At 60.2% G+C, this 18,014-nt stretch carries 16 protein-coding genes; 6 read left to right on the forward strand and 10 right to left on the reverse strand.

Annotated features, from left to right (window positions below; genetic code table 11):
- Positions 1–82: 82 nt before the first annotated feature.
- From IEX75_RS09420 to chrA, 4 genes are all read left to right on the forward strand, one after another.
- On the forward strand, positions 83–865 hold the full coding sequence (locus tag IEX75_RS09420; RefSeq protein WP_188793949.1) for a hypothetical protein: 783 nt from the start codon (positions 83–85) through the stop codon (positions 863–865).
- A gap of 71 nt (positions 866–936) precedes the next feature.
- A complete protein-coding gene (locus tag IEX75_RS09425) occupies positions 937–1,557 on the forward strand; it encodes a class I SAM-dependent methyltransferase (RefSeq protein ID WP_188793950.1) in 621 nt (206 codons plus the stop codon).
- 15 nt (positions 1,558–1,572) lie between these two features.
- Entirely contained in the window at positions 1,573–3,042 is a 1,470-nt protein-coding gene (locus tag IEX75_RS09430) for a multicopper oxidase domain-containing protein (RefSeq protein WP_188793951.1), read from the forward strand.
- Positions 3,039–4,241: a chromate efflux transporter gene (gene chrA, locus IEX75_RS09435; protein ID WP_188793952.1), complete on the forward strand. Its 1,203-nt coding sequence runs from the start codon at positions 3,039–3,041 to the stop codon at positions 4,239–4,241. Before IEX75_RS09430 ends, chrA begins: the two co-directional genes overlap by 4 nt.
- Before the next feature lie 89 nt (positions 4,242–4,330).
- Here chrA and IEX75_RS09440 read toward each other — a convergent pair whose 3' ends face one another.
- The 10 genes from IEX75_RS09440 to IEX75_RS09485 all read right to left on the reverse strand — a co-directional run bounded on the left by IEX75_RS09440 (position 4,331) and on the right by IEX75_RS09485 (position 16,269).
- A complete protein-coding gene (locus tag IEX75_RS09440) occupies positions 4,331–5,362 on the reverse strand; it encodes an extracellular catalytic domain type 2 short-chain-length polyhydroxyalkanoate depolymerase (protein WP_188793953.1) in 1,032 nt (343 codons plus the stop codon).
- A 269-nt stretch (positions 5,363–5,631) separates the two neighbouring features.
- Positions 5,632–5,814, reverse strand: coding sequence for a CsbD family protein (locus tag IEX75_RS09445; protein WP_188793954.1), 183 nt, complete (start codon positions 5,812–5,814; stop codon positions 5,632–5,634).
- A 252-nt stretch (positions 5,815–6,066) separates the two neighbouring features.
- Entirely contained in the window at positions 6,067–8,277 is a 2,211-nt protein-coding gene (locus IEX75_RS09450) for a sensor domain-containing diguanylate cyclase (RefSeq protein ID WP_188793955.1), read from the reverse strand.
- 168 nt (positions 8,278–8,445) lie between these two features.
- Entirely contained in the window at positions 8,446–9,957 is a 1,512-nt protein-coding gene (locus tag IEX75_RS09455; RefSeq protein ID WP_188793956.1) for a CehA/McbA family metallohydrolase, read from the reverse strand.
- A gap of 222 nt (positions 9,958–10,179) precedes the next feature.
- Complete coding sequence (locus IEX75_RS09460; RefSeq protein ID WP_229720716.1) at positions 10,180–12,978, reverse strand: TonB-dependent receptor; 2,799 nt, start codon at positions 12,976–12,978, stop codon at positions 10,180–10,182.
- Between the two features lie 127 nt (positions 12,979–13,105).
- Positions 13,106–14,236 (reverse strand): FecR family protein, encoded by a 1,131-nt coding sequence (locus IEX75_RS09465; protein ID WP_188793957.1) that lies wholly within the window; start codon positions 14,234–14,236, stop codon positions 13,106–13,108.
- Positions 14,229–14,744, reverse strand: a complete 516-nt coding sequence (locus IEX75_RS09470; RefSeq protein ID WP_188793958.1) for an RNA polymerase sigma factor — start codon at positions 14,742–14,744, stop codon at positions 14,229–14,231. The genes IEX75_RS09465 and IEX75_RS09470 overlap by 8 nt, the downstream gene beginning before the upstream one ends.
- A 125-nt stretch (positions 14,745–14,869) precedes the next feature.
- Positions 14,870–15,508: a TIGR02466 family protein gene (locus IEX75_RS09475; RefSeq protein ID WP_188793959.1), complete on the reverse strand. Its 639-nt coding sequence runs from the start codon at positions 15,506–15,508 to the stop codon at positions 14,870–14,872.
- A 174-nt stretch (positions 15,509–15,682) separates the two neighbouring features.
- On the reverse strand, positions 15,683–16,093 hold the full coding sequence (locus IEX75_RS09480; RefSeq protein ID WP_188793960.1) for a type II toxin-antitoxin system HicB family antitoxin: 411 nt from the start codon (positions 16,091–16,093) through the stop codon (positions 15,683–15,685).
- Positions 16,094–16,101: 8 nt separating this feature from the next.
- On the reverse strand, positions 16,102–16,269 hold the full coding sequence (locus IEX75_RS09485; protein WP_229720717.1) for a type II toxin-antitoxin system HicA family toxin: 168 nt from the start codon (positions 16,267–16,269) through the stop codon (positions 16,102–16,104).
- A gap of 188 nt (positions 16,270–16,457) precedes the next feature.
- On the opposite strand from IEX75_RS09485, the gene IEX75_RS09490 reads away from it, so the two are divergent.
- The gene (locus IEX75_RS09490) at positions 16,458–17,387 is read left to right on the forward strand and encodes a M14 family metallopeptidase (protein WP_188793962.1); all 930 of its coding nucleotides are present in this window, start codon (positions 16,458–16,460) and stop codon (positions 17,385–17,387) included.
- Between the two features lie 84 nt (positions 17,388–17,471).
- Positions 17,472–17,894, forward strand: a complete 423-nt coding sequence (locus IEX75_RS09495; protein WP_188793963.1) for a response regulator — start codon at positions 17,472–17,474, stop codon at positions 17,892–17,894.
- Positions 17,895–18,014: the final 120 nt, after the last annotated feature.

Here is an 18,014-nt window from a genome sequence, read left to right on the forward strand (position 1 = left end):
TCCTTCGTCATGAAGAACACGTGCCACCGCAAAAGATGGCAGCGTTTTTCGCGTGCAACATTCCTCCCCCACGAGCCTTTGTATGCAGCTTCGACGTGCCCTGCCGTATGCCGCGCTTTTCGCCGCATCCCTGATGTCTCCCTACGCACACGCAGATCTCACCGACGAGATCCAGGTGTATGACGACAGCATCAACCGTCAAGGCCAGTTCGGCCTCGAACTGCATTTGAACACCACGCTGGAAGGCCGATCGATGCCGGATTATCCCGGTGAGATTCCACCCGATCGCGGCTTTCGCACCACCATGGAATGGTCCTACGGCATCACCAATAGCCTGGAAGCGGGGCTTTATCTGCCATTTCTGCACGATGCAACGGGTACCAATTACTTCGCCGGTCCGCGCATTCGCCTGAAATGGATTCCGGTCAAGCCGGCAGAAGGCGGCTCCGGTCCGTTCCTGGGCTTGAATGTGGAAGTGTCGGCGGTGAACGAACGGCTGGAACAAGGCCGCCCTGCCGTCGAGCTGCGGCCGATCATCGGTTATCACAGTCCGTTGTGGTTGATCTCCTTCAACCCTGTGGTCGATGGCACGTTTCATCCGCGCTACGGCAGCAGCTATGGCGATTTCGCTCCGGCGCTGAAAGTGGCGCGGACGATATGGCCTGGTACTGCGCTGGGCTTCGAGTACTACAACGATTTCGGCCGCATCGGGAATTTCGATCCGGCGCGCAAGCAGTTCCAGCAGCTGTTCGCGGCCGTGGACGTCACGCGGGGACTCATTCCCTTCAACTTCGGCATTGGAAGAGGTTTGAATGGCGCCACAGACAAATGGACGGTGAAGGCGATTCTGGAGATCCCGATTTGATGCGCTAGCCATCGACGTGCGCGCGCGGTGTAATGTTTCGCTCCTAAAGGCAAGCAGGATGGACGACAGCCATGGCTGACACCCGACACCATTGGGAGCAGGTCTACGAAACCAAATCCGCCGATGCGGTGAGCTGGTACCAGACCCATCCGGATACCTCGCTGACGTTCATCGCAGCCAGCCAGCTACCGCTCGACGCGCCGCTGCTGGACGTAGGTGGCGGCGCTTCCACCCTCGTCGATCATTTGCTGGAACTTGGCTATACCGACGTCAGCGTGCTCGACATCGCCTCGCACGCACTGTCCCAGTCACAGGCACGCCTTGGCGCCGCGAAGGCGCAGCGGGTGCATTGGCTGGTGGATGACGTCACGCGCTTCGCACCTTCCCGCCACTACGCGCTGTGGCACGATCGGGCCGTGTTCCATTTTCTGACCGATGATGCATTGAAGGCGGCGTATCTGGCTGCACTGCGCCGCAGCCTTGCACTGGGCGGCAGCGTGATCATGGCTACGTTTGCCGCCGACGGCCCGACTCGCTGCAGCGGATTGGACGTGGCGCGCTATGACGCTGACAGCTTGTATGCCTTGTTCGGCGATGATTTCGAACGCCTGGCGGACGGGCGCGACATGCATGTCACGCCGTGGGGATCCGACCAGGCTTTTACTTATCTGCACTTGCGCAGGCGTTCATGAAACGGGGGACGATGTATGTCGATTGACCGGCGCGAATTCCTGAAATGGAGCGGATTGGCCGCACTGGCAGGAGGCACACCAGGGTGGCTACACGCCGCCGCTCCCGCCATCGCACCCGCCGGCAATGCGGATTACACCCTGCATATCGCTCGTAGCCTGGTTGAGTTGGCACCGGACCATATCGTTTCCACCACCACGTACAACGGCCAGTTTCCCGGTCCATTGATCCGGCTGAAGGAAGGGCGGCGCGTGGTGGTGGATGTCTACAACGACACTGACGTGCCGGAGCAATTGCATTGGCATGGACAGTTCGTGCCGGTGGACGTCGACGGTTCCGCCGAGGAAGGCACGCCGTACATCCCGCCGCGCGGTATGCGCCGTTTGTCGTTCGTGCCGGGGCCGTCAGGATTCCGCTTCTATCACACGCATTTGGTGGCGGGCAGCGATCTCACCCAGGGACAGTACAGCGGCCAGGTGGGGCCTGTGTACATCGAAGCCCGCCATGCGCCGGGCGACTACGACCAGGAGGTGTTCCTGGTGCTGAAGGAGTTCGATCCGTTCTTCAGCCAGGGTGGCGACATGGCGCAGGACTTTCTCGTGCCGCGTGAACCTGAGCGTGCATTGAAAGAACGCGGCGAAACAGCCATGAATGCGTCCTTGGCAAAAGGACAGCCGCACGGTTACGAAGTGGGTTATCAGGCCTTCGCCATCAATGGTCGCATGCTTGGGGCTGGCGAACCGATTCGCGTCAAACCTGGCGAACGCGTGCTGCTGCACGTGCTCAACGGCAGCGCCACGGAAATACGCAGCCTGGCGCTGCCCGGCCACACGTTCAAAGTCATTGCGCTGGACGGCAACCCGGTACCGAATCCGGCCGAGGTGCCGGTGCTGTGGCTGGGAACGGCGGAGCGCGTCAGTGCCGTCGTCGAGATGAAGTATCCCGGCACGTGGATACTCGGCGATCTGGATGACGACGACCGCGGGCACGGCATGGGCATCGTGGTGGAGTACGCGGGGCATCGCGGCAAGCCGCAGTGGATCAAACCCACATCATCCAGCTGGGATTACCGGCGTTTCGCCTTGGCCCATGCCGAACCTGGCACGGCGGACGAGATCATCGAGATGACGTTCGCCAAGCAGAACGCCGCAGACAACGGTTTCAACCGCTGGACCATCAACGACGTGGCCTTCGACATGGCGGCGAGAAAACCGATATTCCCGTTGCACTACGGCAAGCGCTATCGCCTGCGCATGCACAACACCAGCGACGATATCCATCCCATCCACCTGCATCGGCATAATTTCGAGATCACGCGCATCGCCGGCCAACCGACGGCGGGCGTAATCAAGGATGTGGTGATGCTCAACGGCTACCAGACCATGGAGATCGACTTCACCGCCGATCAGCGCGGGCTTTCGCTGTTCCACTGCCATTCGCAACTGCATATGGATTTCGGCTTCATGGCGCTGTTCGATTGCGCATGAAGCAAACATCGCAGCCGCAAGGCAATGTCCGTGAAGTCGGTGCCGCGTTCCTGAAACTCGGGCTGATGTCGTTCGGCGGGCCCATTGCACATCTGGGCTATTTCCGTCGCGAATTCGTCGAACGCCGACGCTGGCTGGACGAAGCGCATTTCGGCCAGTTGCTGGCCTTGTGCCAATTCCTGCCCGGACCCGCCAGCAGCCAGCTGGGTTTCTCCCTTGGCCTGCTGCGCGCGGGATGGCTGGGAGCGCTGGCCGCATTTATTGGTTTTACGTTGCCTTCGGCCGTGCTGATGTTTGCGTTCGGCACCTGGAGCCATGATCTTGCCGGCGCGTGGGGACAAGGTGTCGTGCATGGGTTGAAGCTCGTCGCCGTCGCAGTCGTGGCGCACGGCGTATTGGGCATGGCACGCAACCTGACACCGGATGCGCCGCGTGCGCTGATGGCGGTGGCTGCAGCAGGGTTGATTGCGTTCAGTGCCAGCTCGGTGATGCAGCTTGGCGTGGTCACGGGTGGCGCTTTGCTGGGGCCATGGATTTGCAGGAGTGTCACAGCACGGCAAGGCGAAACGTTTCCGCTGCGATATAGCCGGCGCACCGGCGTGATGTTGTTGGGTGTTTATGCCGTCTTGCTCGTGCTTGCGTTGACGATCGCCACAGCGTTGCCGCAGCGGGCGCAAATGGCCGCCGCGTTTTATCGCACCGGTGCGCTGGTATTCGGTGGCGGCCATGTCGTGCTGCCGTTGCTCAAGCAGGCGGTCGTCGATCCGGGCTGGATCAATAACGATACGTTCCTCACCGGTTACGGTGCCGCGCAAGCGGTACCTGGACCCATGTTCACGCTGTCAGCGTTCCTGGGTGAGTGCCTGCCCGGCCATCAAGGCGGCGTGGTAGGTGCCATCGTCAGCCTGCTCGCCATTTTTCTGCCCGGCTTGCTGGCCGTATCAGGATGTTTGCCGTTCTGGCGTGCCTTGGCCGCACGGGACAACGCCGCACGCATGCTGGCCGGCGTGAACGCTGCGGTGGTAGGGATTCTGGCGGCCGCGCTGTACAACCCGGTGTGGGTGAGTGCGGTGCGCGATGGGAAGGATTTTGCGATTGCCTTGATCGGGTTTGCGTTGTTGGCGGCTGCGCGGCAATCGGCGTTGGTGATTGTGCTGTGGTGTGTGGTGGCGTCGGTGTTGCGCGTGGCGCTTTCGTAGGTTGGGGTGCAAACCCCAACATCGTCATCTCCCATGCATCACGATGTTGGGGTTTGCACCCCAACCTACATGCCCTCGCCATCACCGACTTACAGTTGCAGCGAGCCGCCCGCCAAGTGATTCACCTCCGCCATGATCGCCGTCATCTGCGGCCCGGACTTCAGCGCGTAATGGCTGTTGGTGTAACCCCACCAATCCCAGCAACCGTACGGGTTATAGGGCACCGACGCATCGATGGTCTGCGGATACAGCACGATGATGTTGTTGGTATCTGCCCATTCGTTGATGCCGGCGTACTGCACGAAGCTGGTGCCGATGGTTTCCTGGTTCTGCGAGCAGCCATGCAGTGCAACCAGCAGCCGGCACGATTGGCCTTGCGCGCAAGCCTTGGGCACATAGACCCAGCCGGTGCTGTCCATGGAAATCGCGGCACAATTGCCGTTCGGGCAGAACGCATTCTGGTTGAACTGAATAAAGCTGCCGCCAAGCGTGCCGTTGTTGCGCGCATTGAGCGGCCCATAGAACAGGCTGAGAAAAGTCTGTTCGGCGTCGAAGCCGCAGTTGTTCATGAACGGTGCTTCGAGATACGAGCAAGGCACCACCGAATCGGGCGTGATCCAGGCATGCTCGGCCGGGGTGTCGTTGTTGTAGGTGATGTTGGCGGTGGCAGTGAAGCTTTGGTAATAGCTGTACAAATCGTCCATCGTCGGCTGGTAGTTCACCGTATCCAGCGTGCCGCTGAACATGTAGATCGGTTTGCCGGCGATATTGCTGGTCGGATCGATCGTTCCCGCCACCGCTTGCTGGTTGGTGTAGCTCACCAGCGATGACACCGGTACGCCGTCGCCGGTGGCGCAGACGGCGCCCCAGTACGCTTCATTGTCCTGCGCACAGTCGTACGCGCCGCCGGCCATCACGGCGGTGCCGAAGATGGCCCTGGAATACGCCACCTGCAATTGCACCGCCATATAGCCGCCGGAAGAAATGCCGGCGACGGTGACCGAATGCGGCGCAATGGTGTAGGAGCCAAGCGTTGACGCACCCCACGCCCATGGTGAAAGCAGCAGCGCAACGCCAAGCAATACACATCGAAACGAAGACCTGGTGAATCTCGACAACATGATGAATGTCCTCCCAAGATCAGGTACGCATGTTGAATGCGCGCAGCCGTACGCATCCGGTGCCTTGGTGGCCGGAGTGTGAGCGGCAAGCGCATGCCGTTTGTTGCTGCTTTAAGAGAGCACCAATGCGTGATGCAGGAAATTGGACTTAGGGGCAAGGCCCAAATAAAGAGGGCGCCACATGCGCCCTCTTTTGGCTCAATCCTTTGCGAAGCCGCCTCAGCTTCGTGCGTCGCTCCTTTGAAACCTGCAGCCCAGTATCACAGCAATTACCGATCTTCGTGCTTGCGCGCCTGATCGTTGGCCTTACCGATTTCTTTTTGGACTTTGCCGGCGTTCTTTTCGAGATTGCCGGACATCTCGCGCGCATGATTGCCGGTGATTTTTCCGGCTGCTTCTTTCAGGTTGCCTTTGATTTCGTGCTTGGTGCCTTCAATGCGATGCTTGTCCATGGTTTCCTCCAACCGCTTGTCGTGAGGCGCATCATGCTTGCCGTCACCGCACAAGACAGTGCAATTGAAGTGAAGAGCATCGCGATCTTGCTGAGCAGGCCGTAAAAGACGCGCCTGTCTGCTGCGTGCCTTGAGCGTGCTCACGCTGCTTGCACGCGTTCTGGATGGGCCGCTCACATGGGCGTTTCAGGCCGATAAATGCTGCTTTTGCAGAGCTTGCCCGCTCCGCATGCGGCGCGGGGTGCAGGCGCCCTAGCGTGCCTGGCGCAGCTTGATTTCCGGGCTGCCGTGGTTGCCGCCATCGTCACCGCCACCGTTGCCGAGACCATGCGTAAGGAAACGATAGGTATCCCTGCCCGCTTCCTTGGCCTTGTACAGCGCATCGTCGGCCAGCTTCATCAGCGCGTCGTCCGACAGTTCGTTCCGGCAGATCGCCGCGCCGACGCTCATGTTGACCGTGACTTGCGCGACGCCTGCGTCGATCGTGATGTGCAGGCGCTCCCACAACGATTGCACGAACGCCTTGGCCTGCTTGAGGCTGGTGATGTCGTTGCACAGCACGACGAATTCGTCGCCACCGAGGCGCGCGACGATTTCGCCCTCCCGCACCAGCTTCTGCAGGCATTGACCTACCTCGGTCAATACCACGTCGCCAACCGCATGCCCGTAGGTATCGTTGATGGCTTTGAAGTTGTCGATGTCCACCAGCGCCAGCAAAATGATCGCGTTGCCTTGCTGCGCCTGCATGAGGAAGTTCGGCACGCGTTCACTGAAATAGCGCCGATTCGCCAGGCCGGTAAGCATGTCCTGATGCGCCAGGCGCAGCAGTTCACGCTCCGCGTTTTTGATGTGGGTGATCTCTGTGGTGAGTGCATAGACGCCACGCACCTTGCCGCGCGTATCACGATCGGGCACGTAGTGGCACTGGAAGTGCAGCGGCCTGCCGCGGTATTCGGCGGCGTATTCGAACATCACGGATTCGCCATCGTAGGCGCGATAGAGGTAGGGCTTTAGGCGTTCGTACAGGGCATTGCCACGTATTTCGCGCACCGTCTTGCCGATGATCTCCACCGGAATTTCGCCGGAGACCTGTTCGACGTAGCGGTTGACGTAGGTGTAGCGCTCGTTCATGTCGATACGCGCGATCACCGCGGGAATATTGTCCGTGACGGTGCGCAGTTGTCCCTGGCTCTCCATCAATGCATGCTCGATGAGCACCCGCTCGGTGACGTCGCGGCCGGTGTAAATGATGTCCATCGTGCCGTCGTCGTCGGGGCTCGGCACCAGGCGCGCGAACGCTTCGATCCACAGGTAATGACCATCCTTGTGCCGCAACCGGTAGGTGGCGTTGGTGGTGCCGCCTTCCATGCGCAGCTTCACGACCTCGGCCGCGATGCGCTCGCGGTCGTCAGGATGGATCAGGTCGGGCCGCGGCTTCTGGAAATCTTCCACTTCCCAGCCGAGCAGTTCTTTCACGGATGGCGACACATACATGCGGTCGCCATTGGGGCGAATGCGCATCACCAGGTCGCCGCTGTGATCGGCCAGCATGCGATAGCGCAGCTCGCTTTCCTGCATCTGCTTGCGCATGCGATCCTGCTCGGACAGCACCAGCGCTACCGGCAACGCCACGAAACACGTGACGCCGATGAAGACCTGCCCCATGACGATGCGAAACGCCGGCGTGGCCCCCACGACCAGGTTGAACGGACCGACATCCAGCGTGGTGGCAAGGCTGACGCCCAAGGCGATGATCACCATGCCGAACACCATGCCGGTGAAGCGATGACGGTATACCACCCACAAAAGGGGCAGATAGACCAGAAAGACGAGCGGCACGCGCGGCTCCATGCACACGCCTGCCGTCACGGCGACGAGCACGCCTAAATCGCGCACCAGCGCCCAGGCCTTGCCGGATAGCACGCGGCGCAAATGGTGGGTGAGCACCAGCGAAGCACTGCCGGCGATCACCATGCCGACGAAATGCGCTCGGAACTGGGTATTCAGCGCCATCAGCACGCCTACCTGCGTCCACAGGTGCAGGATGCACATCAAGCCCAGCGCACACAGCACGCTGCCGATCAGCGCGCCGATCATGCCCGTGCGCGCAAGATCGATAAAGCGTGTGTCCTGCGTGATTTGCGGAAAACGGCGGCGGATGGATTCACTGACAATCACCGTTTCCAGCGTGTGGAACGGGCCAATCAGCATGGTCTGTGCGATCGAGTCGCCCAGGCTCAGCTTGGCCACAAGGAAACCCAGGAAGGCTGCAACCAGCACTGGCCATGTTTGTGCAAGCGGCTTCTGCACCAGCCAGCCGATCAGGACGCCATTGGCCAGCCACAGCGCAACCGGGCTGTGATTCGCCCTTGCCAGCGCCAACGCATAGAACGAGAGGCCACCGGAAAGGGCGAACGCAGCGAACAGCGGCCATAGGCCATGCGGATCGCGCCTGGCGAGCATGGGTTTTGGATCCTTAGGTTGCGGGCTGCCCCTCTTGGTTCTAGGTGAAGCAAGAGTCCTGCCAGGCAGAAGCCGCCACCTCGCCGGATCCATCGTAGGTTGGGGTGCAAACCCCAACACCGCCATGCCTGTCACCACGCCATGTTGGGGTTTGCACCCCAACCTACACTAGTTATTGATGTAAATCGGGTTCCCCACCAGCAACAATTCCCCGGCACTGCCGCGTACATTGGCCCGTATCCAATGCCGCTTGCCATCGCTCGGCCAGTCAAACGACTGACTCAATTTGCCATGCACAACCAGATCGGCACCGGTCTGCCATGGCTTGCCGTCTACGAGGATCTCCGCGTGGGCACCTTCCGATGCAGTGGCGGTGACGGTAAAGCGCAGCTTCTGACCGGCTGCCGCGGCGATGGCATCACCCATCTCGGCCGTCTGCGACCCCACGCTGGCGGTGAGATCGAGCATGCGGTCACGCGTACCCTGCACATCGATAAAGACGTGCCCCGCCCGGATACCGGCAAGAATCGCCGGCATGGAAAGCTCGCTGGCATGTACCACCGTCGTGGGCGTGCCGACCAGCGTGCCTACCACCAGCTTGGCATCGTGGTTGTCGCTGCCGCCCACACCAGTCAGGCGATAGCCCTGGTCGAGCAGATGCTGCCAGAACGGAATACCTGAATCGGGCAGCATGGCGTCGACGCCGTTCACCGCTTCAATCGCCTGCACCCGATGCATGTCGACCGGTTTCGCAGGAGCCCAACCGCAACCCATGCAGGTTTCATCGTCAGGCCGGATCGGGTGATTGATGGAAACCAGTCCATGCAGCTTCGCAGCGGCGTGCAACAAGCTGTTCCAATCCGGCACCGTGGCGCTGCCGACGCGGAAATCCAGCGGTTCATCCGTACCGAACAGATTCGCGTGACCGGTAAACGTGGTGATCTCGCGCGCCGGAATCATCAGCAGTTGATCGTAGTAAGGCTGCAGCTCGCGAATGTCGTTGGTTTGCGAGACCGTGTTGTGATCGCTCAGCGCAATAAAGTCGAGCCCGCGCTGGAGTGCCGCATCGATGGTGAGAAATAGCGGGCACGGCACACGCTGGCGACCGCTCTGGCTGGTGCAGCTGCCGTCACTGTGCGCGCCATGCATGTGGAGATCTCCGCGATACCAACCTGCTTCTGTACGCAACGGCGGATTGAGCACTTCCGGCAGCCACGCGGGATCGCCCGGATGGCCAAACCAGACCTTGGCGGTGTATCCGGCGGTCACGTTGGGGCGGATGTTGGGAATGCCGAGCAGCAGCGTCCAGCGGCCAGGGCGAATCGCGCCGGGCAGAAACGATGGCGTGGCATCGGTGGCGCTGATGGTAAAGAGCTTCTTGCTGCCGCCGCTCCAGCCGCGGAAGCCATCCTGCCCGCGAAAACCATCCGGTCCGAGCAGGCCGAGGTCGATGGTGGTGCGTTTGTCGCGTTCCGTGTAGTCGAATTCGACCGTGATGCGATTGACGTTCGCGGGGACGGTGAAGGGAACGGGGTGATAGGTGTGGTTTTCGTTGGGATGGATTTGGCCTTGCAGCACCAGGTCGGGTGCGTTGCCGTCTGCATGGGCGGTGCAGGCGAGGCACATGAACAGGATCATCAGGACCAAAAGAAAAAGGTAGTTAGGTTGTAGCGTTTTCATGGCTTTGATCCGCTTCAAGGCACCAGCGTAAGCTCGCCGTAATGCCAGTTCTCGCCTCACCGTCATTCCGGCGAAAGCCGGAATCCAGTTTTAATACACCGTGCGAAGCACACAAAACCTTTTTATGTTGTGTGCTGCGCACGCCATGTTTGACTGGATTCCGGCTTTCGCCGGAATGACGGTGAGGCGATGTCAAGCATTGCGAGACAACATGCAGATCAATCAGAACTGATACATCACCGACGCCCTGAACGACCGCCCCAGCAACGGCCGCGCGATAAACACCGTCGCCCCCGCATCGCTGCTCTTCAACTCACCCGAACGCGGATTGCCCTCGGTCAGACCCAGCGAATTGTTGAGATTGTCCGCATACACGAAGAACGTCAGATTCGGCGAGGCCTGGTAGCGCGCACTGAAACCGAGCGTGTAGTACTGCGGCAGCTCCACGGAGTTGGCGGTGTCGGAGTAGCGCTTGCCTTCGTACTCGTAGGTCATCTGCAGGCGCAACTTGTTGTTGAGCAAGTTCACGCCAGGCACCAGGCGCAGGCTCTTTCTCGGCACGCGAATCAGCTGGTTGTCGTCGTAATCGAGCAGCACCGGCTCGCCAGCCTGGATCGTGGTGTAGCGCAGGCCCTTGTAGCGCGGATCCTGCAAGGTAGCGCTGTATTGCAGGTCGAACCACTTGCAAGGATAGATCGTACCTTCCAGCTCCAGGCCGAAGGTTTCCGTATCCGCGTAGCCCGTTTCCGCCGTCGACGCACCGGAGGTGGGATTGAACACGTAGTTGCTGAAGCCGACGTTGTTGTACTTGGTGTAGAACAGCGTCTCGTAGGTTTCGATGTAGCGATTGGCGAACTTGTAGCCGATTTCCGGCAACACCATCGTCTGCGTCACCGGTACGGCAGTCGGCGTGGTGATGTACGTGCTGAGGTTGGGCAGGCGGAAGGTGGAGGTGTAGCGCGCGAAGACACCTTGGTGATCGCTGAACTGGTAGTTCGCGCCGAGGGTCCAGCCAAGCTTGTTGAAGCTATGGTCGTAGCTTGCGTACTGGCCGCTGCCGGTAATGATGGCCGCACTCCACGGCGTACCCAGGTTCACCGTAGTCGGCAATTCCGTCCAGCCGGTGGTGTTGACACGCTCCCAACGCGCGCCGCCATCGATACGCAGCTTGTCGTTGATCTGCCACTCATCGGAGGCATAGAACGCATCGGTGTCGGACGTGCCATGCGCATGCGCCCATTCGTAACCGTTGTTGTAGATGCCGCCATCGGTCAGTGAACCAATCGTCTGGCCGGCCGCATTCACCGCCACCAGGTTCAGCAGCTTGGCGTTGTCGGAGGTATCCAGCAGCACGGTCGACGAATAGCGATCGAAACTCTGGTTGAAGTATGCGTGGTAGTAACCCAGCGTCACGTCATGCGTCTGGTCGCCGAATTCGAATTTGCGCAGCAGGCGTGTATCGCTGGTGATTTCGTTCACCGGCATGGTGATGCCGCGCAGGCCGCCGAGCATCACCAGGCCGTTGCCGTTTTGATTGGGGCCAAACGCGGCGCCTGAATCGACATATTGCAGCTGCATGCCCGCAGCGTTGGGGTAGTACTGCTTCAGGTGCGACTCTGCCGAGGCATAGAAGGCAGCGGCCGTCTCGATCGAGTTCGGATAGACACCGTTACGTATCGTGTTGGTGGCGCTGTAGCGTACGTCTTCGGCCAGCTTCCAGTCGTCCCACAGGTTGTAGTCGAACTTCAGCGTAAGCTGGGTGCGCTTCACGTCGGTGCCGAGGCTGTTGTCGAAGTTGTAGTAGCTGCCGTTGCCTTGCTGCAGCTCCATATGCTCGGTTTCCGGACCAGCCACGGTGCCGTAGTTGCCGTTGAAGCCCGGCACCGAAACCAGATCACCGCTCGTATTGCGGTACATCGGAATACCAAGATCAAAATAGACCCGGTCATCCAGGCGCTTCACGTCGAAGCTGATGTCGCCATTCTCGAATTGCTTGGACAAGGTGGCGCGCAACTGTCCGCCATTGTCGCCGTTGTACCCGGGGTTGCGGATGTTGTGGTCGATGCGGAAAAAGCCGCCGGTGCTGAATTTCCAGCCGTCGCCGATCGGCGTGCCGTACCAGAAGTCCAGGCGGCCCAGGCCATAGTTGCCGGCGGTGTACTTGATCAGGCCCTCGGCCATGTCATCGACCTGGCGCGGAATGAAGTTGATCGCGCCAGCCGGCGCATTCGAATAGAAAATCGAGGAAGGACCGCCGCGCACGACTTCGATGCGCTCGATCGTTTCATCCAGGCGAAACACCTGGTCGGCATTGAGATAGCCCAGCGCCGGATCGTGCTGCACGGGAATGCCGTCTTCCAGCAGGTTCACCGAGCCGTAGCCATCCACCGGAATGCCGCGCGCGCGGATATTGCCGCTCGCCTCGCCACCGGACGCTTCCACCCAGAAACCAGGCACGGATTTCAGCGCTTCGGTCACGCTGGTCGGGCCCTGCATGCGCAGGCGATCTTCGTCGATGGTGGTGATGGAGTAGCTGGTTTGTGCCCGCGTGCGCACATCGACGCCGGAGCGCGCCGTCACCACGACACGATCAAGATCCTTCGCCGTCTTGTCGCTCTGGGAAGAAGCCGCGTTGTTGCTGTTCTTGCCTGCGCCTGCACTACCGGCCGTCGTCACCGCAGCGGAGGCCGGACTGCCCGCATTGGTTGCCACGTTTCCCGGGACGATCGTCACCGTGTTCGGCGTTACGAAGCGATAGGTAAGGCCGGTGCCCGTCAGCAGCTGGCGTAGTTGCTGCTCCGGCGTGATGCCTGCGTCAGCGCCCGGGCTGCGGATGCTGTCGGCGATCTCCGAGCCATACACGATCTGCAGCCCCGCTTCATGCGAGAAGTTCTGCAGTGCCTTGGACAGCGGCATCGGTGCAATGGCGATGGTGTGTGGTGTGGCGGCTTGCGCGAACGCAGCCAGCGGAATGCCTGTGCCCAGAACGAGGGCAATATGAAGTGCCAAACGGTTTCGCATGTGCAGAAGAACCCTGGGAGGATGAACGTACGGCAGGCGGCGGCGCATCATGCACTTTTCGACTGCCCATACTTCTCAAGAGTCTCCCGGCGCGAAACCGGGTACCGTCGATTCGGTGAAATTTTTCTTACAGCTTGCCGGCTTTCGTGTCAGTTCGATGTACAGCCACGACGCGGATGCGATCGCTGCCGTGGATCACGCGCACGTCCGGCAAGGTCGATAGATAAGCAACGAACGCCTGCGGATTGTTCGCGTGGAAGACACCGCTTATGTGCTTGCCTGCAATCGCTTCGTCATCGATTTCCAACGGCGTGCTGGTGTAGGCGTTGAAGCGGCGCGCCACGTTGGCGATGGTTTCGTGCTGGAAGCTGATGTCAGCGGGCAGCCAATCGGTCGCCTTGGCAATCTGCACCGGGTGCACGGGACTCGCATGGGCCGCATCCAGTTCGATCTGCTGGCCGGCCGTAAGGTCGGCAATGGCCGTGCCGGGGAGCGGCAGATCATCGCCTTTCGCCGATGGCTCATGCGCGTTCAGGACACGCACGCGGCCGCTGATCACGGTCAGCGTATCGCCGCTGGCATCACGCTTTACGTCGAAGATCGTGCCGATGTCTTGCAGGATATGTCCACCAACGTCGACGAACATCGGCCGTGCCGGATCCTTGCCCACGTCGAACAGCGCGTGGCCGTGCTGCACCTCGATGCGGCGATAGTGGCTGTCGAAGTGCACGTCGATGCTACTGTTGCGATCGAGCTGGATCAGCGTGCCGTCGGCGAGTGTCAGCGACTGCACGGCATTGGCAGCAGCGTAGTGCTCCGCAACGATCGGCTCGGAATGCATCGGCATGCTGCGCCAATGTGCGATGCCCAACCATGTCGTGGCGATGGTGGCCGCGCTGGCCGCCGCGGCAAACGCATACTTGGCGAGCGTACCGCGTGCCGGTTGCGTATGGCGCTCCTCCGGCATCACCTTTTCCATGTGGGGGAACATCACCACCGGATTTTCGCGCCGCGCCTTCTCGACCAGCTCGCCTGACGTGAGCTTTTGCAGCGACGCAGCGGCCTTCATGTCGCCGTGCATCTGCACAATGGCGAAATATTCGGCGACGTGCTTGGGCGAAGCACGCAGCCAATCCAGGAATGCCACCCGCTGGCGCTCGCTCAGCGGCTCCTGCTGCTCGATGTACCAGGTCACCGCTTGCTCGGTGATGCGGCGCGCCTGGCGTACCGCATCGAAATGCGTCGACTCGTTATTCATATTCGGCCATCCTTTGGCGGCACGCTGCCAAGCCCTTCACGATGTATTTCTTCACCATATTCGTCGAAATCGACATGCGTTCGGCGATTTCGCGATACGACAACTCGTCGCGGTAGTGCATGATCAGCACCGCCTTGCACTTGGGCGACAGGCGGTCGATCAGCGCGCCCAGCCGCTGCTGGCGCGATTCGCTGTCCATGTCCGCTTCGAGGTTGGTGGGCGCGACGAGTTGCTCCACCACCTGTTCCAATTCGTCGCTGCCCAACGGCTGCTGCGCACGCAGCACGGCGTGTTCCTTCACCAGGTTGGCCGCAACGGTGAACAGATACGCTTCGGGGCTGCGGATATTCGCCGCATCCGCCGGCTCGATGCGCAACAGGCGCAGATACACCTCTTGCACCAGATCCTGCGCATCCCATCGATGCGCGACGCGCCGAAGAAAATAGTTGCTCAGCGTCGTGCGCTTCTCAGCGAACAACGCCGACCACGTCGCATGCTTTTCACGCATCGAGCCTCCTTCGACCGCGCTAGCCGAAACAGGCTACGGCAAAAACCGGAAGATTGCAGAGGCTAGGGGGAGCTTGTGACGGTTTTGTGAAAACGCTTGATGCGATCTATTTGCGCTGTATGGCCTCAAGCCCGCAACGCATTGAACGGAATGCAGATCCGCGCCACCTCATGCTCGTGCGGCTCCACAAAGTGCTCCAACCAATGCGGAAACAACACCAGCAAGCCTGCCGAAGGCCGTAGCTGGATATCTTTGTACGCGTTCGCACCGTTCCCCCTGGCGTAGGAATTCAGCACCCCGGCCCGCGGGTCCTTCAACACCAGCGCCCCTGATCCCTCCGGCACCTGCAGATAAAACGTGCCACTCAGCAATGCCCCTTCATGCATATGCTGAAAATTGAACCCGCCACGATCGTGGATATTCACCCACGACTGCAGCTCGAACGCCGGCGCCTCGACGCCCATCTCCTTGAACGCCTGCGTGCAGTAGTGCCGTGCAGCTTGATGCAACTCGGCAAAGATCGGTTGGTGCAACACCTTGTTGTCAACACTGTTCCAGCCGCCCCGATTGGTCCGCCCCGCCGGCACCGGCGCAGCAGCCCGCATGGCGAGAATGGCTTCCACCCATTCGGCAAAATGGTGTGCCAATGGTTTGAGCGGCACTTGCCAGATACGGGTGGGAAACAGGTCGAAAGCCTGTGCAGGCAGGAGCTTCGACGGTGGAATCATGTTCTCGCCCATGGTTATGCCGTAGGTCTGGTTCATCGTGTTGGGCCTGGTGCATCCAAACATCGGCGGCACCATAACGGTCGAATGTGACCGTTCGCGTATGCGAGCCGCGTAGGTTGGGTTGGCGCAGCGTAACCCAACATTTCAGGCGTGACTCGTTGGGTTACGCTGCGCTAACCCAACCTACGAACTAGGGAGGCGGATTTCATTTTATGCAGCCTTGCCGCGTATGACTTGTAGCGCTGCGCGAGTCATAAATCCGGATCGCGTCTCGCCTGGATGATTGGATACATAAGCATCGATCTTCGATAACAACTTACGCGGCACCGTGATGTTGATCTTCTCGGCCTTGCCTTCGTATTTGGATGTATCGAAGTCCACCACTGCCCAGATGCCATTGGCATAGTCCGGATTCTGCTGGTGCACGTTGATCGGCTTGGGCTCCGGCAGCTCGGCAGTGTCGTCTTCCATCATGCCTTCAAGCTGCAGATCGATCGCCTCCAGCACTTGTACGAGAGCGTCATCAATGGAATCGCCTGCCGAGTAGCAACCGGGCAGATCCGGAACGATGACGCCGTAGTGCTGGCCATCATCCGTGTGTAAAACAACGGGGAATCGCATAGGGCCTCCTATTTCCATCCCGCCTGTTTGGCAATGCTGTGGAACGTGCCTTTTGGAATGTCGGCTTTAGGGTGCGGAACGGTCACAAGGCCGGGTTTTGTCGGGTGTTTGAACTGATGGTGTGAGCCCTTGACCCGGCTCAACAGCCAACCCTCGGCTTCCAGCCGCTTGATCACGTCCGAGCTCTTCATGGTGGGTATTATAACCACCAAGGCGAAGCTATCAACACCATACCCACCACTCGCCATGGGATGACGCGGAAAAACCATCCATCAACGGCAAGAGAGTCGATGCAGCAACGCGCGCCCTCTTATATGGTGTTGGGCTTCGCGTCACTCTCATTGCATTCGGAGCAAGCCACCCCATGACGATCCCCGCCCCGTACCCGATTGGCACACCCGGCGTTCCATGGAGTGCCGACGAGATTGCAACATGGCTTGCAAAGCAAACTCGCCATCGCAGTTATCAACAAGATGTGCTGAGCGTGATCGATGCATTGCGCTCGCGTTACGACATCGTGGAATACGGACGTCTGAATTACGCCTCGGAAACCTACCCGCTGATGGCCATCAAAAGCCGCGAGTGGCGGGACGAATTGCCTTATATGCTGGTGACAGGCGGCGTGCATGGCTACGAGACCAGTGGCGTACACGGCGCGCTGCGGTTTGCAGAGCAACATGCATCGGCTTACGAAGGCCGAATCAATCTCATCATCGCGCCCTGCGTCAGTCCCTGGGCGTATGAGCGGATTCATCGCTGGAATCCGCATGCGCTGGACCCGAACCGCTCGTTTCGCGAAAACAGCCCAGCCGAGGAATCGGCGGCCTTGATGCGCCTGGTTGCGGATTTCCGCGACAGCGTGCTGATGCACATCGACCTGCACGAAACCACGGACAGCGACGAATCCGAATTCCGTCCCGCCTTGGCGGCTCGCGATGGCGTCGCCTATGAGCCGGGTGAGGTTCCAGACGGCTTCTACCTGGTCGACGACAGCGAGAACCCGCAGCCTGCGTTTCAACAGGCCGTGATCGCGGCGGTGGCGAAGGTCACCCATATCGCACCGGCCGACCGCAACGGCCAGATCATCGGTTCGCCTATCGTTGCGCCAGGGATTATCGAGTACCCAATGCGCAAGCTCGGCCTTTGTGTGGGCATCACGCTGGCGCGCTATACAACGACCACCGAGGTTTATCCGGATAGCCCGCGGGCAAACCCCGAGCAATGCGTTGTGGCACAAGTGGCTGCCGTTTGTGCGGCGATCGATTTCGCATTGGCGGATACAGGGCATTCCTGAGATTGACACCCTCCACGCCACTTGGATTAGTCTTCGTGGCGTTGGTATCTAGCGGTCAGGGTCGACTCCCCCAAGGGGTGCTGCATGAGCACGGGTGCGCCGGATATTCTGCTGATTGACGACAGCCCCACCACGGCTGATTTGTTCAAGTACGCGCTTAAGGTCAACAAATCCCAGGTCACCATCCAGGCCGTCTACGACGGCCAGGCCGCGCTGGATATGTTGCTCGGCAACGGGCAACCCTCTTCCATTGGGCTACCGCAACTCATCTTGCTCGATATGCATCTGCCCCGGCTGGATGGGCTGGAAGTATTGACGCAGTTGCGCGCAGCCGAACGGACCATGCAGGTGCCGGTGCTTATCTACAGTGGATCCGATGCCGACGAGGCGAAAGCGGAAGCCATGCAACATGGCGCCAATGGCTACGTCTGCAAACCCGCCGGATTCAAGGAGACCTGCGTGATGATCCGGCAAATTGAAGAGCAATGGCTGATGCGTGCAGATTAATGGAATCCTTGGTTGAAAAAACCCAGGAGTCATAAGCGCCGATCAGGTTGTGGCTCATCTTTAAAGACGTCGATCCTGGCATCCATCACAGTCACCCACATCCGTCTTCCAGGCTCTTGC

The sequence above is a fragment of the Dyella nitratireducens genome, assembly GCF_014642835.1.
Classification (GTDB): Bacteria; Pseudomonadota; Gammaproteobacteria; order Xanthomonadales; family Rhodanobacteraceae; genus Dyella_B; species Dyella_B nitratireducens.